We start from the raw sequence: 20,884 nt of genomic DNA, 5'->3' as shown, positions 1-20,884 counted from the left end.
ATGTTTGTGGTACACCTGTTGCCCGCTGGTACCCACTTTGAGGTGCCTGAAAACAAGACATTATTACAAGGTGCGCTCGACGCTGGTGTACCATTTCCTAACCGTTGTCAGATCGGTGCTTGTGCAAGTTGCTTATGCCGTTTGCAAGAAGGTGAAGTGAATTATCACCTTGAGCCCATGCTCACAGAGCAAGAGAAACAACAAGGCTGGATATTTGCCTGCCAAGCCATACCATGCAGTGATCTGGTGGTTAGTTTTGAGGAAAGCGATGACTATTAAATGTGAAGTTACGTCAGTGTCGTCACTGACCAATAACACGTATCGAATTTTATTGAAGCCAGCAGCGCCGGTGAGCTACAAAGCCGGACAATACCTGTTGGCAGTGCTGGGTGAAAAAGACAAGCGCCCATTCTCGATTGCGAGCAGCCCATGCCGTCAAAACGGCCATGAGCTTGAATTGCACATCGGTGCAGCAGAAGAAAATGCTTACGCGCTCGACGTGGTCACCGCGGCGAAAGCCACGCTAGAGAAAGGCGACGATTCTTTTTTGATTGAAGCGCCGCATGGTGATGCATGGTTGCGTGAAGAGCGCCAACGTCCGCTGATTTTGATTGCGGGCGGCACAGGCTTTTCTTACGTGCGCAGCATGGTTGATCACTGTCTGAGCCAAAACTTCTCGCAGCCCATTTTCCTTTACTGGGGCGGTCGTGACCTAAGCCAGCTTTACTCCAATGATGAAATGGAAGCACTGGCGTTGAAAAACAGTCAACTGAACTACATTCCTGTCGTTGAGAACGCACCGGAAGGGTGGAACGGCAAGGTCGGCAATGTGTTGGAAGCCGTGATGACGGATTTCGTGTCATTGTCAGCTTACGACGTTTACATTGCAGGGCGTTTTGAAATGGCTGGTGCAGCGCGTGAAATGTTCTGTAATGAACGCGGCGCAGAACGTGACCATTTGTTTGCAGATGCGTTTGCGTTTCTTTGATTCGCGTCCCTCTTTGAATTGAAAAACACCGCCAATTGGCGGTGTTTTTTTATGTCTTCAGATCGGTGATCTGCGGGCGTTACGCCGCAGAGGTTGCCATGATCTTTTTCTTCACCCAGGTTTCATTGATCCACAGCGAAAGCAAAATCACCGCGCCACCAATTGATAAGGTCACTAAATCCGCATCGCGGTTCCAAATCAACACGTTCACCACGATGCCAGCAGGCACGAGCACATTGTTCATCACCGCGAGCGCGCCAGCGTTCACCATGGTTGCGCCTTTGTTCCAAAGGAAATACCCCAACCCTGAAGCCACCGTGCCGAGGTACGCCAGAATGAGCCACTGGTGGGTTTCTGTCGGTAATTTCTCTGGGTTGCCCAACAGCAAAAATGCTGGCACCGCGATGCAGAGAGCGCCGAGATAAAACAGGCCGAAAATTGTGTGTTGCGGTACATCGACCTGCGATCTTTCCATCACGACTTTGTAACTCACCTGACCGATCGCGAAGCAGAGGTTTGCGCCCTGAACGACCAAGAAGCCCAGCATAAAGTTCGGGTTCACTGAGGCAAACTTAATCACAATTGCCCCGATCACCGCCAGTAGGGCGGTCATCAAGTACCACGGTGAAAAACGGCGATGCATGATGTCGTAAGTCAGGGTGACATAAACCGGTGTGAACACGGTGAACAGCAGCACCTCAGGCACAGAGAGGTAGAGGAAAGATTGGTAGTAGAAGCAGTACATCAAGCCCAGTTGGATCGCACCAATCACCATCAGTTTAAGCATCAAGGTTTTTGGAATGCCCTTTAATCGCAAGAAAGGGAGAAACACTAAGGCGGCGAGCGCAACGCGACTGACCACTGAAAAGTAACCATCAACCTGCCCGGCGAGGTAAACGCCAATTAGACTAAACGAAAATGCCCAGAGAAGGGTGATGAACGAAAGGTATCCCATAATGTGCTCATGTCCGTGAAAGTTGCCGCTATTGTACTGTATATCACGGCAACGTGTCGGTAACGTCAGTCTGGACGGATGAGCAGCAAGGAAGGCGCGAGTGAACCGCGTCTTGGTGAAGACTTAGCTTGGCAGCGGCACCATGAGCATATCGACAGGGGTGCGATTAATGAGCTGCTTAGCGGAGGAAATCAAGGTGCTCCAGAAATCTTGATGGTGTCCGCAAATCACCAAATCGATGCCGAAGTTAGAAATCGATTCGGTGATCTCATCCGCCAAATCGCCACTGCCCACAAACGTGTGGGTGACGGGAATACCCGATTGTTTGGCGAGCACATTCAGCTGTGCTTGCGCTTCTTCCGCCATGCGATGGCGCACTTCAACCATGTTGATATCAATCAGGCCGGTGTAGAGCTGAGCGTAGTTTACGTCGATATGAATCAAGGACAGCTTTGCCCCGAGCGGTGCAGCCAATGCAGCACCTTTTTGCACCAACACTTCACTGTCGGCAGAGAGATCGACGGCAACCAAAATGTGTTTATAGCCCATGGCCTCACTCCTAAAGTCAGCCCCTTTTTGGGGTGGGAAAACATTGAAACCTGATCAGAAATTAGCACTGTCTCGGCGGCAAGACTGTCGTGTAGATCTCACTGCTGAAGCGCATAACGGAAGTTTATACTCCTCCAACATTAATGGGGTTGAAAAGTGACCATCAGGCAGGGAGAATAATCATCACTACAAGAATTTGCCTCGAAGAATTGAGAATATTCAGACTTCTAACATCGAGCATCTTCAGGTTGTTTGGATATATTAGATTGAAAACAGGGAACCATAGCATGTTAGCAAAACCGATGATCGACCAGCTCAATGCACAGATTAATTTGGAGTTTTTTTCATCAAATCTATACTTACAAATGAGCGCCTGGTGTGAAGACAAAGGTTTCGAAGGTGCAGCTCAGTTTTTGCGCAAGCATGCCGTAGAAGAAATGGAGCATATGCAACGTCTATTTACGTACGTAAGCGAGACGGGCGCATTGCCGATTTTGGGCACGATTGAAGCGCCGCGCCATCAGTTTGAGTCGTTAGGTGAAGTGTTCCGTGAAACCTACCAACACGAACAACTGATCACACAAAGGATTAATCATTTGGCGCATGTGGCATTCACATCGCAGGATTACTCAACATTCAATTTCCTGCAGTGGTATGTCGCAGAGCAACATGAAGAAGAGAAACTCTTCAAAGGGATCTTGGACAAGATTGAACTCGTAGGGGAAGACGGAAAAGCCCTGTTCTTCATTGATAAAGATTTGGCAGAAATGGCCAAACAAGAATCCACTTCTGTGATGGATAGCCCAGCGGCTTAAGACCTGATCGCTAGCGTCTTCGCCTTGGGCTCCCGCTGAAGTTTATGATGGGAGATGACACCATGAGCGGAGACGCATTAATTATTGCGATTTTTTTCGTGACACTGGCAAACATTCTGCGCTATTTCAGTTCACTGCGCGCGCTGCTCGGCATGATGCGCGAAGCCAATCCGTTGCTCTACCAGCAAATGCACCGCGGCAACAATAACTTCTTCTCTTCGCAAGGCGACATTAGCCGGCAGAAGCGGCTTTATCACTACATTCGAAGCCAAGAATACCTCCATCATCACGACGACGCGTTTATTGCCAAGTGCAATAAAGTCCGACACCTGTTTATCCTTTCGACCGCCCTTGTACTCGCTTTGGTTATTTCACTCTTTTTTGTGGCGTTCGCTGGTTTATAACGGTTACTTCACGCATGTCTTAAAAAAACGCTGACCGAGGTTAGCGTTTTTTTTGTTACCCTCCCATTCTAAGAGCAACCTAGATATACCTATCTGATGTAATGGAGATTTCTGTGGATCACTTCTTGGCATGGTGGCGAACCAGTTCTGAAGGCCTTAACTGGAACTGGTTAGAACATATTGCACTTCTACTCGCCGCGGCGGCATTTTCTTGGCTGGTGTGGAAGGTGGTGTTTGGCAAATTGGTGTCGGTTTCGAAAACCACGAAAACGGAGTGGGACACCATTGTGTTGCAATCGGTGAGTGTGCCGATCAGTGTGCTGATTTGGTTGTGGCCGTCGAGCTATGCCATCGATAGCCTGCTGGAAGTGACGAGTAAAGCCAGCGCAAATTGGTTTGCTGTTTCTCGTCGCGTCATGCTCTTTGGCGTAGTGCTCTGGATTTTGCTGCGGTTGGTCAACAAGGTTGAAGCCTACCTGATGACGTCCGAAACCCGTGACCAAACCACAGTGTCTGCCATGGGGCACATCTTCCGCTTATTGCTCGCCGTTATCGGCGTGCTGACGGCGCTGCAAGAGTTTGGTATTAGCCTGACAGGCTTACTGACCTTTGGTGGCGTAGGGGGCTTAATCGTCGGTTTGGCGGCCAAAGATCTCTTGTCGAACTTCTTCGGTGGTTTGATGATTTACTTCGATCGCCCATTTAGCGTGGGTGATTGGATCAGTTCGCCGGACAGAAACATTGAAGGTACGGTGGAACGTATTGGTATGCGCATGACCATGATCCGCTCCTTTGAAAGCCGACCTATCTATGTACCGAACTCCGTGTTCAGCAGCATCGTGGTGCAAAATCCGTCTCGTATGCAGCATCGCCGCATCAATGAAACGTTTGGCCTGCGCTACAAAGACGCAGACAAAATGGCGGTGGTGGTTGCTGACGTGAAGAAAATGCTCGAAACCCATCCGGACATCGAACAGCGTACAACACTGATGGTGAACTTCGATGCCTTTGCAGGTTCGTCGCTGAACTTCTTTATCTATACCTTCACCAAAACCGTGAATTGGGCGAGATACCACGAAGTGAAGCAAGACGTGATGCTCAAGATTGTAGAGATTGTTCATGGACATGGCGCTGATTTCGCGTTCCCGACGCGCACATTGAGCTTCGACAACGGTGATATGGCAGAGGCAAACATTCCATTGCCTGAGCAATTGAATGCGACGCCAAACCAAGACTAGGCCAGGGGTAGACCAGAGGTAGGCAAGACCAAGTCAACCATAAGGTGCTTATCTGGGTCTGGCTCAATGCGAACAGGGCGGCTACAATGCCGCCCTATTTATAAGCAGCAAGCGGTGGCATTCCCCACCTTTGGTATGCAAAGCGAAGAGCGTAAAAATGAAGCAAGTTGATGTCGTGATCATTGGTGCAGGTGCTGCGGGCCTTATGTGTGCTGCGCAGGCTGGAAAGCGTGGTCGCTCCGTATTGGTGGTCGATAACGGCAAAAAGCCGGGACGCAAAATCCTGATCTCAGGGGGCGGTCGCTGTAACTTCACTAACTATGATGTCACCTCGGCCAACTTTGTTTGTCGCAATCCGCACTTCGCAAAATCTGCATTGGCGCAATACAGCCAATGGGACTTCTTCTCCATGGTGAACGAACACGGCATCGCATGGGAAGAGCGCGAGCATGGTCAGCTGTTCTGCATCGATTCGGCGAAAGACATCGTCGAAATGCTGCTTAAAGAATGCGATCTTCCGAATGTAGAGCAACGCTACCGTTGTGATGTTCATGACATCGAAAAAACAGACGATGGCTTCACGTTGAAGTTAGATACCGACACGATTGCATGCCAATCGCTGGTGGTGGCGACGGGAGGCTTGTCGATGCCTAAGCTCGGAGCGACCCCGTTTGGTTACCACATCGCAGAGCAGTTTGGCCTGAAACGTATCCCAACCACCGCAGGTCTGGTGCCTTTCACGCTGCACGACAAAGATAAAGCGGCATTTTCTGATTTATCTGGTATCGCGATTCCTGTAGTGATCACCTCTGACAGTGGCGTCACCTTTAAAGAAAACCTGCTTTTCACTCACCGAGGCTTGTCTGGCCCTGTGGTATTGCAAATCAGCTCATATTGGAACCCAGGCGAAAAAGTCGCCGTAAACCTGTTACCTGATCTGGATTTGGCTGACACGCTCAACGCCATGCGTGACAAACACCCGGCACAAAGCTTGAAGAACAGTTTGTCTCGCCTGCTGCCAAAGCGTTTGATTGAAGCCTTGATTACGCGTGGAGATATTGAAGACAAACCACTTAAACAGCTCAACCCGAAAGACATTCAATCGTTGTCAGACTACTTCCATGCTTGGAACATCGCACCGAATGGCACAGAAGGCTACCGCACCGCGGAAGTGACGTTGGGCGGCGTAGACACTGACGAGCTATCATCGAAAACCATGGAGGTCAAAAATATTGCTGGCCTGTATTTTGTCGGTGAAGTGATGGATGTATCGGGCTGGTTAGGGGGCTATAACTTCCAATGGGCGTGGAGCTCTGGCTGGGTGGCGGGTCAGCACGTTTAAGCGCTTTGGCGTACCCAGTGAAGCATTTTATAAAGCCATGACATGTCATGGCTTTTTGCGTTTATGAGGGATGTAACGCACGCAATGCTGTGCTTTTGTTGCGCATAGTCAGGAAATCGTTAATCTCTCGAGACTTGTGCAAGTTTAGGGAACGGTTCAATGAGTGCAAACACGAAAGATGATAACGCATCGATTATTGCGGGTTTTTGGCGTACTAACGCGTGGGGGTATTCTACCCAAGCGCTAAATCGATTTATCGAGCAGCTTGTCGAGATCGACGTGAAAGATTTCGACCACGCCTATGTGTATCGCAGCGAAACGGCATTTGGGCAAGCATTGTCCCTCTCTCCAAACCTTCGAGAGAACATCAATATCATCACCAAGTGCGGTATTCGTGGCGTGGGTGACAACCCACTTGATGCGACGTCAGTGAACCACTATGACTCGAGCAAAGCGACTATCCTAGCGTCAGTCGATCACTCATTGAAGGCGCTCGGCACCGATTACGTTGATACCTTGTTGCTACATCGCCCTGATTATTTGATGGATGTTGATGCCGTAAACGATGCATTCAATACGCTAAAAGCACAGGGAAAAGTGAAGCAGTTTGGTGTGTCGAACTTCAATACCGCGCAGTTTTCTTTGCTACAAAGTACCTTAGATGTACCGCTCGTCACGAACCAAATTGAGTTTTCGCCGTTTGAAACCAGCGCGCTGGACAATGGCTTGCTCGACCAATGCTATCAGCACCGCATTCGTCCTATGATTTGGTCTTGCTTGGGCGGCGGACGTTTGTTTGATAAGACGGATGTCGTGACCCAAAGGCTGACGCAGGACTTAAGCGGTTTAATGGAAGACGTTGGCGTGTCTTCGCTGGCTGAGCTTATTTATGCATGGGTACTGACCCTGCCAAGTCAGCCGCAAATCATTACCGGCTCTGGCAAGATTGAGAACATTCGTCCTTTGGTTAACGCACGCGATATTAGACTGACAAGAGAACAGTGGTATCAAGTGTGGTCTGCCGCCGTGGGGCATGGCGTGAAGTAAACGCGTTTTTGGGATACCCATAAAGAGAGAGCAAAAAGGCGCGGATAGCGCCTTTTTCGTGTCTGACTAGCGTAAAAAAGTCTTCAACATCAGTTTCTGCCACCACTTGCCATACGGTGGCGTGAGCAGTTTGCCCGGATTGATTTTCCCACGCGTGAAGACGGTTTTGGCATGGCTGAACGTACGAAACCCTTCGATGCCGTAATAGCTGCCCATGCCTGATGCGCCAACGCCACCGAAGGGCGCATCGTCCACAGCCACATGCACCACGGTGTCATTGATGGCCAGTGAGCCTGAGTGGGTGTGTTTGATAACGTGTTGCTGAAAATCTTTATCGAACGTCATTACATACAGCGCGAGCGGGCGCGGTTGGCGGTGCAAGGTGCTAACCACGTCGTGCACATCTTTGTAGGTGATGATCGGCAAAATTGGGCCGAAGATTTCTTGCTGCATCACGGCACTGTCTGCTGGTGGGTTAATGACAAGGTGCAGTGCCATTTTTCGCGTGCCACGGTCGATGGCAGGTTCCGCAAGATGGATGACGGTTGCGCCGCTTTCCCTTGAGGTATCAATTAAAGACTCAAGGCGAGAGAACTGGCGGTCGTTAATGATGGCGGTTCTGTCTTTGCTGTTAATGCCTTTGGGGTAGGCCGCTTGCCACTTTGCGCGCAACGCTTCGACAAAAGGTTCGAGCGAGTCTTCGGGAACAAACACGAAGTCTGGTGCGACGCAGATTTGCCCAGCATTGAGGTTTTTACCAAATAGCATGCGGTCTGCAGCAAGGGCGGGGTCGATGTCTGGTGCGACAATCACTGGCGATTTACCGCCGAGTTCTAGGGTGACAGGGGTAAGGTTTGCTGACGCGGCCTCCATGACTTTTTTGCCCACTTCCGTTGAGCCGGTAAAGAGCAGGTGATCGAACGGCAGTTTACAGAAGGCACTGGCAACGGCCGCTTCTCCATCAATCACGCTCACTTGTTCCGCCGGGAATGCATCGCCGAGCATGGCTTTGATGACGAGATTGGTGTTGGGTGTGAATTCGCTGAGTTTGAGCATCACGCGGTTACCCGCGGCAATGGCTGTCATCAGCGGAATAATGCTGAGTGTCACCGGAAAATTCCACGGTACAACAATGCCCACCACCCCCAGCGGTTGGTAGTGAACTTTCACGGAGGCTGGTGTGAGCAATAAGCCCGTTGAGCGAGAAGAAGGGCGCATCCAGCGTTTGAGCTTGCGCTTGGTGTAGCGCAGCATTTGAAAGCACGGCAGGATATCTGCAATCAGCGTGTCTGTGTCGCTGCGGTGGCCATAGTCTTGAGACAGGGCGTCAACGAGTGCTTTGTAGTGTTGTTTGAGTGCTTTTTGCAGCTTATTGAGATCATGAATACGATCTTCATACGCCACATCAGGATTGACGTTACTGTGCTCAAACAAGGTTGCAAACTGCGTTTCTAACGCCGAGATTTGCTGTTCAACAGGAACCATACTTGCCATTGATACCACGCCCATGTGTGCATTTCCCTTTTGCAGACACCATCTTCTAACATTAAGGTCAGACCAGCACAAAGGCAAGCGTCAGACCACTGACTACCGCACGGATTTGTGTTGTCTGTCGGCGTCAAACGTGTCCATAAAGTGATGAAAGTATTGGTCTACTTTCTCTGCATTTTCTTCTTCACCCATCGCCTTCATCAAAACAATACCGACTTCGCAGGTACATAGCGCACCCTCGGGCTGGTTGCGTCGTAAGCTGTATTCCGTCACCAAACCTGAGGGTAGGACCACGGTGGGAATGTCTTGCAGCCACGGGCTCTTATTGCGCATTTTCTTCGCCTGCTGCCATGTCGCGTCCAAAATGATGAAGTGGATGGGCTTGGCTTCTGGTTTAGAGCGGCGACGCGTTGTGATCTGCTCGAGTGGCACGGCATCGTCGCTTAAAAAAACCAATACAGGTTCTGCGGCAGGATCGGCCAGCAAGGTCAGCAATTCGATCGGGGGATCTTTCCGTTGCCAAACATGGCGGCGACAATGGGGCAAGCAGGCTTCAAGCAATTGCCCTGTGTTGGTGGCGCGTTCGGTTTCTGTTTCGTGCATTAATAGATCAATACGCACTTGGCTGTCGAGTCTTGGCACTGCGTCACACAGGCAGTTGTAGTGAAAGCCACAACCAGAACACGGTGCGGGTTTTGTTTGTGGTGAATGTGTTGATGGCGCCATGTGTTCCTCAGTCAGGCTCATGTTTCATGTGAATATGCCGCCATCAACACTGGGTTATTGGCGGCATCGTTGCGCGTTTATTGTAATGTTACGCCTTCTCGTGCAGGGTAAATACCGTCGGCAAACAAGTAGGTGTCGGCGCTGTCTGGCTTGCTGACCTCGGGGGCGGTCGATGGATTGCCAGGGTAGCGTTGACCGTTAAATTCGAGCACATGGGTTGCAGGTTTCGCGCCACCGCCGCCCACCGGCATGATCAGGTTGTGCCAACCTTGGCTGGTGACATTGCTCATTTGAAATGGCAAGTGCACCAGCGTGACACGGCTGTTGAACTGCCAGTCCCCCTTGTTGTTGGCGAACACCAGTAAAGTACACCCGCCACTGCCACACCAATCGGTCATCACGAGCAATTCGTCTTGTCCATCTTGGTTCAGATCTTGTGTCAGCCAGCGATACCTTGTGGGTTCGATTTTATCGAGTGCATCGCCCAAATAGGCTTTTAACGCTGCATCTACCTTCGAATTGGGTGTCGCTGAGCCGTTAATTCCATTTTTAACCGATGCATCGCGGGCTTCAGCATGATTGCCAACCATCAGAGAAAGGCTCAGCCCTTCTTTGCCAAGGCTGTATTTTCGGCCGCTTACCACTTCGCTGTCGGTGTGCAGTGAAAAACCGTTGCGGGTAAATACGCGTTCGCTGACCAAAAAACGTCCTTGATGACGTGTCATCATGACATGGACTTCGCGATCATTCACTTGCTGCCAAACCCCGGTTTCCTCAATGGGGGATTCGCCCGCTTCTTGGTAGGTGGTTTTTGCTGAATGATCGGCGTTTAACGTGAGGGTGGTGCTGAGCGCGATGCTACCCAGACGCGTTATGCCTTGATAATCGCCGACCCACGTTTGTGTTGGGTCATCGGCAGACAAGGTTGCGCAGCCCTTGAAGACTTTCCCGTTTTTATCAAAGGTGGCTGTCCAGCCATACAAGCTGTCGCTCATGGTGTCGTTACAGATGTTGGCGTTCAGCGTCAAGGTCGCGCCATTTGCGGTGTAGGTGCGCGAGGTGGGTGTGATAGTGCGATCTGACAAGGTGAAGCGCTCAGGCGTGCCGCCAAGTGGGTTAAAATTGAGTGTATTGCCATCAATAGACACTGACCATGACGGCTCATTGCCAGCGGCGACGGTGTTGTTTCGTGTTTGCTTACAGCCATCTATTTCAGCAGAAATTAGATTTAGCTGGCTGACTTTAAATACTGCAGGGTAGTCGGCAGCAAAGCCGTCAGAGGCGGGTTGAACAAATTCACCAATCACTTCACCATAAATACTGGCGTAAGGACTTGGCGTCATCATGGTGCCTTTTTGTGCGAGGTTCGCGTCCAGTTCAAGCCAATATTGGTTTTTGCTGCCACAAGGGGAAATGGCGCTGACTTCGTGGCCTAGCGTGACATTGCCGCGCAACATAAAGCGCTGTGGCGTGGCGGCGACATGGGAAGGCGCGGTTTGTGCAGCTTGCTCGAGCTGGTCGGAATTACCCAGTTCAACAGGTTCAGAAGGCGATAAACTACAGGCTGACAGCAAGCTGATCACAGATAGGCTGCCGAGCAGGTGGAGACGTTGTCGATATTGGGTCAACAAGGGAGATTCCTCTTCTCTTTGTTTTCGTTACGGGTTAAAACCGTGAGTCACCGATTAATCAATGGATCGTTTACGGGGAAATTATGGCGTACTGGCTACTAAAAACCGAGCCTGACACTTTTTCTATAGACACCTTAAAACAGCAAAAGGTCTCTTGCTGGGAAGGTGTGCGCAATTATCAGGCGCGAAACATGATGCGTGATGGCATGAAAGTGGGCGATCAGGCGTTTATTTACCACTCCTCCTGTAAGGATGTGGGCGTCGTTGGTATTGCGGAAGTGGTGAAAGAGGCGTATCCCGATCATTTTCAGTTTGATCCTGAAAGCCACTACTTCGACCCGAAAAGCGCACCGGATAATCCGCGCTGGATCATGGTAGATGTCGCTTACCGCCAACACCTCAATTATGTGTCGCTGGCGCGAATCAAAGCGAACCCTGCGTTGGAAGAGATGCCCTTGGTAAAGCGCGGCAACCGCCTGAGTATTATGCCGCTGACGGAATCGCAATGGCATGAAATCATCGCCATGTCTGAAAGCAAAGGGCGTTGAGTTGTTCCGCTGAGGTTGTCGCTATCGACGCAAGAAATGGGCGGGCAAAGAAAAAGGCAGCGGGGGAATGGCTGCCTTTTAATCACGCTCTTTTTGTTTGCTGATTGCGTCGCGTGTTCCATCGTCAAATTGCGCGGCGCTTACGCGGGCCTTATTCCACGTTCAGCAGGTGTTTCTCTAAGTAGCGTGCAACGGCTTCATCTGCATGACTGCCGATAACTTCGTTGTCTGGTAATGTTGCTTTTACGCGTGGGTGCGCGGTTTCCATGATCAAACCTTTCTTCGCCGCACTGAGCATCTCAACGTCGTTCATGCCGTCACCGAATGCGATGCATTCATCCAAGCTAAAGCCTTTCAGCTCTGCAACAGCTTTCAATGCTTCACCTTTCGATACGCCCGCTGCCATAACTTCTAAGCAGAATGGCGTCGAGAACGCGACGCTAACTTGGTCGCCAAATTTCTCTGTGAAGGTTTTTTCGTAATTCGTTAGATAGTCATGGTCGTGACGAATAAAGAAAACCTTCGCAATGTCTTCTAACGGCGGGTTTTCTGGGTCGAACTCAGTGAAGCTGAAGCCTGATTCTTTGTGGTATTTAGCCAGATCTTCATCAACACGGTTTAGCAACCAGTCGTTTTCACGGTAGATGTGAATGGTGACGGTTTCGTCGTCTTTCACCATCTTGATCAGTTCAGCAACCAACTCTGGGTCTACATTACGGCTGAATACGAGGTTGTCGTCAGCGTCATGCACGCGTGCGCCGTTTGAGGTGATCATGAAGGCTGGGATGCCCACGTTCTTGCGGATGCTGGCAACATCAATGTGGTGACGACCAGTCGCAAAAACAAAGTGTTCGCCTTTGTTGTGAAGACGTTGAAGGACGTCGCGAGTATAAGGGGCGATTTTGTGGTCGGGTGTCAGCAGTGTGCCGTCAAGGTCAGACGCAACGATTTTGTACATGGAAACCTCGGTAGGAGAGAAGATGTTCTTAACCTAACCAGTGTATCCAAGGTGGAGATAAAGAAAAGGGATCAAAGTGACGGTTATTTTTTCCTGTTTAGTCGAAATAACCGTCATATCGTGCGGTGGTTTGCGGCAACACTGTTAGGCCGTTTGCTCAAGAGGCGCGGTTTCTTGATCGGGCTGTTGCGCGCGGAAGAAGGTCAGTACATACGTCAGTGCTTTGTCGCGGATCTCATCACGTTCAAACAGCAGCTCGTGACGTGACTCTGGCACGATTTGGAATTGAATCGGCTGACCTGACGCTTGTCTGTCGCGGTAGAAACGGAACATGGTCTCGTTACACACGATTTCATCGCGGGCGGCCTGCATCATCAAAATAGGCATGTCGATGTCTTTCGCAAGGCTCACCGCATGCTCGCAAGAGGTCATGCTTTGCCAAATCCACTGCGCACTTGGGCCGCCGACTTGCACTGTCTCGTTTTCTTCATACAGCTCTCTGAACCACTGATAACGCGCTTCAGACTGCGTGAGCAGGTTATGTTTGAACGGTTTTGCCCAGTACGGCACCTGACCGGGTGCAAACCCTGCAGGGTGCTGCAACTGAGAAAGCACACGGCACAGAGGCTTTGCGGTTGCACGTAGCAAGGGCGAAAGGTTTATCCCAAGCATAGGGGCACTCAGCGCCATGGCATCAATGGCCGCAGGTTTACGCGCTGCATACAAGGTGGCGATCGCGCCTCCCATGGAATGCGCCAAAATCATGCGCTGCTGGTGGACTTTTTGCGTCACCACGTTATCAATGAAGGCTTCGAGGTCGTCCACGTAGTCGTTGAACTCAACAACATGTCCGATATCGCTGCCTGTCACCAAACGGTGGCTGATACCTTGGCCGCGGTGATCGTAGCTGTAAACGTCATACCCCTGTTGAAACAGGTCGTAGAAAACTTCTTGGTATTTTTCTGTGCACTCAATTCGGCCGTTTACCACAACAATGGCTTTGGTGTGCTCAGGCGATGTAAAAGCGCACCACTGCAAGCGCAGTCCGTCTTTACCTATGAACTGTCCCTGCTGACGCGATGCCCAAAATGGCCCAATAGACGCTTCCATGGCGTCTGTAAGCTCAGATTCGCGAGTAAATAAAAAAGGGTGTTCAATTACCATGTCTAATCCCGTCGGGGTTTTTATTTAGCATATCATGTGTCGTCATTTCTGCCCTGCGTTTGTGCCATAGAGTTGGCAATCAATAAAAGAAAACAGCCGGCATAGGCCGACTGTTTGACTATTTTTATGCCGCTTCTCGTTTATTTACTCAACCAGTTGAGTAGAAGTCACAGCCCACGTTTATTCGCTAGGTCTCGGTATCTGGTCGGTATCTTTCTGACATATCTATCGATAAAACAGGAAAAATGCCACGGCATGGATTTCTTATCAAAAAGCGATTGGGGCAAGCGTAATTTGCTTAAAAAATGACAGTATTTTTGTGGGAGGAAGAGGTAACGAAAGGAGACTCGCGGTAGAGTAGAGAGATGCAGAAAAAAATCTTCTATGTTGAGCTACTTCGTGTTGTGGCTGCCGTTGCTGTGATCGCCATTCATGTCCTTGGCCCCTATCGTCACTTGTTAGGGCAGATCCCTGATTCTGATTGGGTATCCGCGGTGTTGATCAACGGCGCAAGTCGATGGGCTGTGCCTGTATTTATCATGATCACAGGTGCATTAATGCTATCGGACACTCGGCCATTTTCAGCGTCATACTTTGTCCGTCGTCGGGTCATGAAGGTGTTTGTGCCCTTTCTTATTTGGTCCTTGTTTTATGGGCTGCTGGCGGCGGTTTCGTTAGACGGTGTCAATTGGACTGAAACGATCGCGCGACTAACGGCGTTTCCGCAGCAAGAAACCTATTATCACCTCGGCTTTTTCTACTATTTTCTGCCGCTGTATGTCGTTATTCCCTTGCTTAGGCCTGCGGCTCAGCACCAAGACCCGCGTTACTTTAATACCTTGCTTGGGGTGTGGATTGCGCTTTGTACGTTTCGCTTAGCGGGTTTGAATTTAGGGATAGTGGAAGATTTACTGCTTTATGGCGGGTATTTGCTGCTGGGATTGGCGCTTCATCGAAATGATATTCCAATCAAAGGGCTGCTCTTTACTGGGCTTCTCGCGCTCGTCGCCACGGAATACACGGCGCTTAGCCAGAGTGCATTGCAAGGTAGATACACCAGCGCGGGGTGGTTCTCTTATAAAACCATCAACACCGTGCTGATCGCAGCCATGGTATTTGGCCTTTGTAAACATTGGGCTGAACGGATTTCACCAAAGCGTCAGCAACGTCTCGTCGCATTAAGCCGTCAATCTTTGGGGATTTATCTCATTCATCCGATTTTCTTGTGGCCTATTCGTGAATGGGGTGGCACGTTTGATATGGCATGGCTGACCATTCCATTAGTGACGTTAGTGGTGTTTGTGTTGTCCTATTGGACAAGCCGCGTGCTCTCGTCATCGCGGTGGACGGCATGGCTGGTGCCATAAGGCAAAACGGCCTGTGGCGGCGCTAAAATAAAAACGCGGAAACCTTCGTCTCCGCGTTTTAGGGTGATGTTGCCGTGTGGCATTAATCGACGCGTTGTAGCTTTGCGAAATGCAGGAACTGTAACCCTTTGTAGGTCAATGTGCCGCAATCACCCGGCTGAAGTGCATGGTAGTAATGAACGCCCACTTGGAATTCGCGCTTAGGGCCGCCAGCCAAAGGCTGAACGTAGATCCAATACTCTTCTGGATCTTCGTGCTGCTCTGGAGAAGGCAGCGCAACAGACTGTTTGTCTAAGATGCGGATATCAATGGCGCGCTCTTCTGCGCCTTTGCCGAGAGAGTGTTTTTGAAACGACAGGAAAAAATACACTGTCGAAATCACGGCCAACGCAACTAAGAGTAAAATCAAAGAAATTGGCACGGTGTTCTCCTGTTCCGGCCTGAAGAAGTCGAGCATGAGTCTACTTCAGACTCTACCCGTGCAAACCTTAGTGCAATTGGTTTCGTGATCAATCGCACTCATATAGTCAGTCGTTGCAGTGAATGTAAACGAAGTTAAAGGATTTTCTCATTTCCGTCGAATTGACGTAAGCTAATGAAATGAAGGTATAAAGGGTATGAGACCCGACGCCCAAGGAGGTCAGCATGGATGATATTGCTGTCGTAGTGAGAAATAGTCGTCGTTTAGAACGGCTGCTCAAGGAGCATTACCACGCTCAAGGCCGTGGGCTTCATGAGCTGGTATCGAGCTGCCAAGAGCGCTTACCCCATGACGTGATTGCGAAACTTAGGTTTGTTGCAACCGTCCGAAATAAAGCTGTGCATGAAGATGGCTACGAAGTGGATGACATGCGTGGGTTTGTTTCTGCCTGCAAGCAGTGCGAAAAAGAATTGCAGCCTCGCAGTAATCGAATGATTTGGCGAATGGCTTTTTTCCTCATTTTCGCCGTCACAGCGGGCGCGGTATGGTTCTATATCGAAAACTGGCGACACATTGTCGGCAGTTAGTCGCGTTCCATCCTAATGAATACAAACAAACGAAAGCAGGCCCGTTAAAGGAGCCTGCTTTTTTATTGTCTGATGCCTAATAGAGTTGAAATCTCGTGCTTCCCGTGGGGGGACTTGGGTAGAGCAAGGCGCGGATCCTAAAGGGTATGAGCTGTCCCTCAATGTGGGGCTGATTTTGGCTTTTGATGTGTTGTTCGCTTTCTGAGAGGTGTACGGTGGACTTTCTTTATGTCATCTCTAGACTTGGTTGGCTTGATTTTAAGGGAATGAAAACATGCTGAGTTGGTTGGCCGTTTGTTGTTCAGGGGTGCTGCATATCAATGCCGCCTATAAAGGACCGCGCTGGCAATTTTATCTTTTTAAGCCATTAACGATCGCGTTGATGATGCTTATTGCCGTTTTTGGCGGAGAGCCAAACGGGTATACCTATCTGATCTTGGCAGGCTTGCTGTTTTCACTGTTTGGCGATGTGTTTTTAATGCTGCCAAAAGACCGCTTCATTCCCGGTTTGTTGAGCTTTCTCGTGGCGCATATCATCTACAGCGTCGCGTTCTGGCAAAGCTTTGAAGGGTCGATGGTGTGGTGGTTACCTTCTTTGATTGGGGCTGCCAGCGTCATTGTTTTCTTATTGCTGCTGCCAAACCTTGGCGCATTGCTCATCCCTGTGGGTATTTACATTGCCGTTATCGCGCAAATGGCATGGGGAGCGGGTGAGTTTTGGATGAATGCGGGTACACAGCCTGCGGCCTATGCCTTTGGCGGTGCGTTGTTGTTTATGATGTCCGATACCATCTTGGCATTTGAGCGATTCAAAGGGCCATTTAAAGCGTCTGTTCTTCTTGTTATGACGACCTATTTTTGTGCGCAAGGGCTGATCACAGCCTCCGTGCTTTCGCTGTAAGGAAGTGTGTTTATGTCATGGGTTCAGGTTTATAGCGCCGCCAACGCGTTAGAAGCACACAGCTTAAAAGGCATGTTGGGATCGCAAGGCATTGAAGTGATGCTCAAAGGGGAGTCGCTATCCAGTGCTGCTGGTGAGCTTCCACCTGATATTGTGGCGGTGACGCTGTGGGTGGATGCCCTGCAAGAAGACAAAGCGCGCCAAGCACTTGAAGCCTATGAGGAGCAAAGTGAAACGGTCTGGCATTGTTCACATTGCCAAGAAGAGAACGGCGGGAGTTTTGAAGTGTGCTGGCAGTGTAATACACCTCGAGGTGAAACCTGATTGAGCTTGTGCCACATCAACTTATTCAGTGAATAAATGTGATTCCATGCGTGTAGAGACCAGACCGTCAGACAACGTGTGGAGCGAAAATGTCATCTTCTGTTCATGTTCACCAAATCCTAAACCACCTCAGCACTGCACCAATGTCAGAGCTTGACCTTACCCAATGGGTGACAGAGCAGTGGGGTGCGACAGCAAGATTTCATACGTGTAGCCAGCAAGATTTGCTGTTCAGTGAAGTTTTGGTGTTTCTCCATCGACGCAAGAAAATCATTGAGCAGTCTGGCACCTTGTTGGTGAACGCAGCGCGAGTCTGTCAGCACTGAGTGAATGTATTAATACACTTCTGAAATAGAAAAGGCCTCGAACGAGGCCTTTTTGACATCAGGAAAATACGGATGAAAAATGAAGGTTAGTACTTACTTACCAATCATGTATTTTTGGCGAATACCGAGCAGTGCGAAAATCCCGAAAAAGAGAATTGACCACTTTTCCCAACGCGTCATGTTCACTTTGTCGCCAAACGCACCGATGAAAATCAGCATTTGAAGACCGTGCATACAGAATAAGAATGCGGTCATGATGTAAAGTGCCATCGCGGCAACGCCGGGGAATGGGTAGACAATATTGGTGAACAATACGAGCCAAACAAAGCCGATGGCGGCTTTTGCTAATAAGATGAGTGCGTTCATACTTCCTCTCTCTGATACAACCGGAAGCTGACTTGTCCGGCATGTTTTTCCTTAATCATGTCCCAATGCAGGGGTACATCAATCGCGCCCAATTCTTTTTCCGCCTCGATGTAAATCATGGCGTTAGGGCTGAGCCAGCCATTTTGTTCCAAACGTGTGATGACGTCTGACAGCAAATCTTTGCGAAACGGCGGATCGATAAACACCACATCAAAAGCCTGCCCTGCCTGTGACAAATAGCTCAAGGCATCAGTATTGACTACCGTGGCATTGTCGGCGTTCAACGTATTGATATTCATTTTAATTTGATCAGCAGCACCTTTATCAAGTTCCAGCAGGGTGACATGCTCTGCTTGGCGAGACAAGGCTTCAAGGCCCAAACCACCGCTGCCTGCAAACACATCTAAGCATTTTGCTTGATAGAGATCGGCCGCCAACCAGTTAAAGACGGTTTCTTTAACGCGGTCAGTGGTTGGGCGCAGGCCTTCGACGTTTTTCACGGGAAGCTTACGGCCACGCCATTTGCCACTGATGATACGGACAAAACCGGATCCGCCACCTGTTGATGCAGATGGATTGTTGCCCCTGCTCGTGTTGCGTGTCGCAGGGTTTTTTGGGTTACGTCTTACCATAGATTTTTTGACCGCCAAGAAGGTGTTAGTATATGTCGGTTCGGTAACGATTCTGCATTCCCCTTATTTAGCGCGTCAACGACGTAAGGACTTCGGTCACTTTCGCCGAGTTTGTTACGCTGCAAGGAATGGTTTGTGTTTCGTTACCACACTGCATTCATAGGCGCAGTGTTCACAGTTTTTGATCAGCTCGCTGTTATCGCGCCGATTGTACCAATCATGCTTTAGGATTTGCCAATGGCAGAAAAAAAGAAACGCGGATTTATGTCCTGGCTGGGTTTCGGCCGCAAGAAAGATGACCAAGAAGAACAGCAACAGGCAGAAGCCCAAGCACGTGCTGAAGAAGAGGCACGTCTTCATGCCGAGGCAGAAGCAAAAGCACAAGCTGACGCTGAAGCAGCCGAAGAAGCACGCTTGAAAGCGGAAGCAGAGGCTCAAGCCCAAGCGGCCGAAGAAGCGCGCCTGAAAGCGGAAGCAGAGGCCCAAGCACAAGCGGCGGAAGAAGCGCGTTTGAAGGCGGAAGCCGAGGCCCAAGCGCAAGCCGCCGAAGAAGCACGTCTGAAAGCGGAAGCAGAGGCGCAAGCCCAAGCGGCGGAAGAAGCACGCCTGAAAGCGGAAGCCGAGGCCCAAGCGCAAGCCGCCGAAGAAGCACGTCTGAAAGCGGAAGCAGAGGCGCAAGCCCAAGCGGCGGAAGAAGCACGCCTGAAAGCGGAAGCCGAGGCCCAAGCGCAAGCAGCCGAAGAAGCACGCCTGAAAGCGGAAGCAGAGGCCCAAGCGCAAGCAGCGGAAGAAGCACGCTTGAAAGCGGAAGCCGAGGCCCAAGCGCAAGCAGCCGAAGAAGCACGTCTGAAAGCGGAAGCAGAGGCGCAAGCCCAAGCGGCGGAAGAAGCACGCCTGAAAGCGGAAGCCGAGGCCCAAGCGCAAGCAGCCGAAGAAGCACGCTTGAAAGCGGACGCAGAGGCTCAAGCGCAAGCAGCGGAAGAAGCTCGCCTGAAAGCGGAAGCAGAGGCGCAAGCGCAAGCCGCCGAAGAAGCACGCTTGAAAGCGGAAGCAGAGGCCCAAGCGCAAGCGGCGGAAGAAGCACGCTTGAAAGCGGAAGCCCAAGCGCAAGCAGAAGCTGACGCGCAAGCGCTGGCTGAAGAAGAAGCGAAAGCGAACGCAGAACAAGAAAAGCCAAAGAAAGAAGGCTTTTTTGCACGTTTGAAGCGTGGTCTTCAGAAGACCAAGCTGAATATCGGTGCAGGGTTCTTTGGTTTATTCAGCGGCAAGAAAATTGATGATGAACTGTTTGAAGAGTTAGAAGAACAACTTCTGATCGCAGACGTTGGCATGGATACCACCACCAAAATCATCGATAGCCTGACAGATAAAGCAAGCCGCCGTGAATTGAAAGACGGTGAAGCACTCTATGGCCTGCTCAAGCAGGAAATGGCCGAGATTTTAAGCAAAGTTGAAAAGCCACTTGAAGCCAAGTGCGAGAATGGCCCGTTTGTTATTCTGATGGTTGGTGTGAATGGTGTGGGTAAAACCACCACCATTGGTAAACTGGCGAAGCAATTCCAACAGCAAGGTAAATCTGTGATGTTGGCTGCGGGTGACACATTCCGTGCCGCGGCAGTTGAACAGCTTCAAGTTTGGGGTGAACGCAACAACGTTCCTGTTATTGCTCAACATACTGGCGCAGACAGTGCATCTGTTATCTATGATGCTATTGAGGCGGCAAAAGCGCGTAACGTGGATGTGGTGATTGCAGATACCGCAGGACGCTTGCAGAACAAGTCACACTTGATGGAAGAACTGCGCAAAATTGTTCGCGTGATGAAAAAGCTCGACCCGAATGCGCCGCATGAAATCATGCTGACCATTGATGCGGGTACAGGGCAGAACGCCATCAGCCAAGCGCGTTTGTTCAACGACATTGCGCCGCTTTCAGGTATCACCCTGACCAAGCTTGATGGTACAGCAAAAGGTGGCGTTATCTTCGCAGTTGCCGATCAGTTCAATATTCCACTTCGATACATCGGTGTGGGTGAAGGGATTGATGATTTACGACCGTTCGTTGCAGAAGACTTTATCGAAGCACTATTCAGTCAGGAGGATTGAT

The 20,884-nt window shown here is 50.3% G+C and carries 24 protein-coding genes; 14 read left to right on the top strand and 10 right to left on the bottom strand.

Going from position 1 to position 20,884, the window contains the following annotated elements:
- Positions 1 to 279, top strand: a complete 279-nt coding sequence (locus tag EQP46_RS14460) for a 2Fe-2S iron-sulfur cluster-binding protein (RefSeq protein WP_129494329.1) — start codon at positions 1 to 3, stop codon at positions 277 to 279.
- Positions 269 to 988: an NAD(P)H-flavin reductase gene (fre, locus tag EQP46_RS14455; RefSeq protein ID WP_102317662.1), complete on the top strand. Its 720-nt coding sequence runs from the start codon at positions 269 to 271 to the stop codon at positions 986 to 988. Before EQP46_RS14460 ends, fre begins: the two co-directional genes overlap by 11 nt.
- Before the next feature lie 79 nt (positions 989 to 1,067).
- Here the strand turns inward: fre and EQP46_RS14450 are convergent, their stop codons facing one another.
- Both EQP46_RS14450 and EQP46_RS14445 read right to left on the bottom strand, forming a co-directional pair.
- Positions 1,068 to 1,943 (bottom strand): carboxylate/amino acid/amine transporter, encoded by an 876-nt coding sequence (locus EQP46_RS14450; RefSeq protein WP_129494328.1) that lies wholly within the window; start codon positions 1,941 to 1,943, stop codon positions 1,068 to 1,070.
- A gap of 123 nt (positions 1,944 to 2,066) precedes the next feature.
- Entirely contained in the window at positions 2,067 to 2,492 is a 426-nt protein-coding gene (locus EQP46_RS14445; RefSeq protein ID WP_129494327.1) for a universal stress protein, read from the bottom strand.
- Between the two features lie 287 nt (positions 2,493 to 2,779).
- On the opposite strand from EQP46_RS14445, the gene ftnA reads away from it, so the two are divergent.
- From ftnA to EQP46_RS14420, 5 genes are all read left to right on the top strand, one after another.
- The gene (gene ftnA, locus EQP46_RS14440) at positions 2,780 to 3,307 is read left to right on the top strand and encodes a non-heme ferritin (RefSeq protein ID WP_017009460.1); all 528 of its coding nucleotides are present in this window, start codon (positions 2,780 to 2,782) and stop codon (positions 3,305 to 3,307) included.
- A 62-nt stretch (positions 3,308 to 3,369) separates the two neighbouring features.
- The gene (uspB, locus tag EQP46_RS14435) at positions 3,370 to 3,711 is read left to right on the top strand and encodes a universal stress protein UspB (RefSeq protein WP_129494326.1); all 342 of its coding nucleotides are present in this window, start codon (positions 3,370 to 3,372) and stop codon (positions 3,709 to 3,711) included.
- 113 nt (positions 3,712 to 3,824) lie between these two features.
- Positions 3,825 to 4,949, top strand: coding sequence for a mechanosensitive ion channel family protein (locus tag EQP46_RS14430; protein WP_129494325.1), 1,125 nt, complete (start codon positions 3,825 to 3,827; stop codon positions 4,947 to 4,949).
- Positions 4,950 to 5,106: 157 nt separating this feature from the next.
- Positions 5,107 to 6,291, top strand: coding sequence for a BaiN/RdsA family NAD(P)/FAD-dependent oxidoreductase (locus EQP46_RS14425; RefSeq protein ID WP_102309258.1), 1,185 nt, complete (start codon positions 5,107 to 5,109; stop codon positions 6,289 to 6,291).
- Between the two features lie 159 nt (positions 6,292 to 6,450).
- On the top strand, positions 6,451 to 7,338 hold the full coding sequence (locus EQP46_RS14420; protein ID WP_129494324.1) for an aldo/keto reductase: 888 nt from the start codon (positions 6,451 to 6,453) through the stop codon (positions 7,336 to 7,338).
- Positions 7,339 to 7,404: 66 nt separating this feature from the next.
- Here EQP46_RS14420 and EQP46_RS14415 read toward each other — a convergent pair whose 3' ends face one another.
- The 3 genes from EQP46_RS14415 to EQP46_RS14405 form a co-directional block, all read right to left on the bottom strand.
- The gene (locus EQP46_RS14415; protein ID WP_129494323.1) at positions 7,405 to 8,847 is read right to left on the bottom strand and encodes a coniferyl aldehyde dehydrogenase; all 1,443 of its coding nucleotides are present in this window, start codon (positions 8,845 to 8,847) and stop codon (positions 7,405 to 7,407) included.
- Between the two features lie 78 nt (positions 8,848 to 8,925).
- Entirely contained in the window at positions 8,926 to 9,555 is a 630-nt protein-coding gene (locus tag EQP46_RS14410; protein WP_129494322.1) for a tRNA-uridine aminocarboxypropyltransferase, read from the bottom strand.
- Positions 9,556 to 9,632: 77 nt separating this feature from the next.
- Positions 9,633 to 11,186: a hypothetical protein gene (locus EQP46_RS14405; RefSeq protein ID WP_129494321.1), complete on the bottom strand. Its 1,554-nt coding sequence runs from the start codon at positions 11,184 to 11,186 to the stop codon at positions 9,633 to 9,635.
- Between the two features lie 83 nt (positions 11,187 to 11,269).
- Here EQP46_RS14405 and EQP46_RS14400 point away from each other — a divergent pair, with 83 nt between their 5' ends.
- On the top strand, positions 11,270 to 11,734 hold the full coding sequence (locus EQP46_RS14400) for an EVE domain-containing protein (RefSeq protein ID WP_129494320.1): 465 nt from the start codon (positions 11,270 to 11,272) through the stop codon (positions 11,732 to 11,734).
- Between the two features lie 151 nt (positions 11,735 to 11,885).
- On the opposite strand, the gene EQP46_RS14395 is transcribed toward EQP46_RS14400, so the two are convergent.
- Both EQP46_RS14395 and EQP46_RS14390 read right to left on the bottom strand, forming a co-directional pair.
- The gene (locus EQP46_RS14395) at positions 11,886 to 12,692 is read right to left on the bottom strand and encodes a Cof-type HAD-IIB family hydrolase (RefSeq protein WP_129494319.1); all 807 of its coding nucleotides are present in this window, start codon (positions 12,690 to 12,692) and stop codon (positions 11,886 to 11,888) included.
- Between the two features lie 144 nt (positions 12,693 to 12,836).
- Positions 12,837 to 13,856: an alpha/beta fold hydrolase gene (locus EQP46_RS14390; protein WP_129494318.1), complete on the bottom strand. Its 1,020-nt coding sequence runs from the start codon at positions 13,854 to 13,856 to the stop codon at positions 12,837 to 12,839.
- 365 nt (positions 13,857 to 14,221) lie between these two features.
- Here EQP46_RS14390 and EQP46_RS14385 point away from each other — a divergent pair, with 365 nt between their 5' ends.
- On the top strand, positions 14,222 to 15,223 hold the full coding sequence (locus tag EQP46_RS14385) for an acyltransferase (RefSeq protein ID WP_129494317.1): 1,002 nt from the start codon (positions 14,222 to 14,224) through the stop codon (positions 15,221 to 15,223).
- 82 nt (positions 15,224 to 15,305) lie between these two features.
- Here EQP46_RS14385 and EQP46_RS14380 read toward each other — a convergent pair whose 3' ends face one another.
- A complete protein-coding gene (locus tag EQP46_RS14380; protein WP_167482771.1) occupies positions 15,306 to 15,644 on the bottom strand; it encodes a DUF2500 domain-containing protein in 339 nt (112 codons plus the stop codon).
- 224 nt (positions 15,645 to 15,868) lie between these two features.
- Here EQP46_RS14380 and EQP46_RS14375 point away from each other — a divergent pair, with 224 nt between their 5' ends.
- From EQP46_RS14375 to EQP46_RS14360, 4 genes are all read left to right on the top strand, one after another.
- Positions 15,869 to 16,231 (top strand): hypothetical protein, encoded by a 363-nt coding sequence (locus EQP46_RS14375; protein ID WP_017009473.1) that lies wholly within the window; start codon positions 15,869 to 15,871, stop codon positions 16,229 to 16,231.
- A gap of 274 nt (positions 16,232 to 16,505) precedes the next feature.
- Entirely contained in the window at positions 16,506 to 17,132 is a 627-nt protein-coding gene (locus EQP46_RS14370; protein ID WP_129494316.1) for a lysoplasmalogenase, read from the top strand.
- Between the two features lie 12 nt (positions 17,133 to 17,144).
- Positions 17,145 to 17,456 carry a putative signal transducing protein gene (locus EQP46_RS14365; protein WP_129494315.1) on the top strand — a complete coding sequence of 104 codons (312 nt, stop codon included), beginning with the start codon at positions 17,145 to 17,147 and terminating at the stop codon, positions 17,454 to 17,456.
- An 89-nt stretch (positions 17,457 to 17,545) separates the two neighbouring features.
- Entirely contained in the window at positions 17,546 to 17,782 is a 237-nt protein-coding gene (locus tag EQP46_RS14360) for a YecH family metal-binding protein (RefSeq protein ID WP_129494314.1), read from the top strand.
- A 93-nt stretch (positions 17,783 to 17,875) separates the two neighbouring features.
- On the opposite strand, the gene EQP46_RS14355 is transcribed toward EQP46_RS14360, so the two are convergent.
- The gene (locus EQP46_RS14355) at positions 17,876 to 18,148 is read right to left on the bottom strand and encodes a DUF1145 domain-containing protein (protein WP_129494313.1); all 273 of its coding nucleotides are present in this window, start codon (positions 18,146 to 18,148) and stop codon (positions 17,876 to 17,878) included.
- A complete protein-coding gene (rsmD, locus tag EQP46_RS14350; RefSeq protein ID WP_129494312.1) occupies positions 18,145 to 18,780 on the bottom strand; it encodes a 16S rRNA (guanine(966)-N(2))-methyltransferase RsmD in 636 nt (211 codons plus the stop codon). The genes EQP46_RS14355 and rsmD overlap by 4 nt, the downstream gene beginning before the upstream one ends.
- 846 nt (positions 18,781 to 19,626) lie before the next feature.
- On the opposite strand from rsmD, the gene ftsY reads away from it, so the two are divergent.
- Complete coding sequence (gene ftsY / locus EQP46_RS24640) at positions 19,627 to 20,883, top strand: signal recognition particle-docking protein FtsY (protein ID WP_476729640.1); 1,257 nt, start codon at positions 19,627 to 19,629, stop codon at positions 20,881 to 20,883.
- Position 20,884 lies beyond the last annotated feature (1 nt).

Origin of the sequence: Enterovibrio baiacu, from assembly GCF_004120195.1 — a bacterium.
GTDB classification, from domain to species: domain Bacteria; phylum Pseudomonadota; class Gammaproteobacteria; order Enterobacterales; family Vibrionaceae; genus Enterovibrio; species Enterovibrio baiacui.
This window is presented reverse-complemented; position numbering and strand designations above follow the sequence as displayed.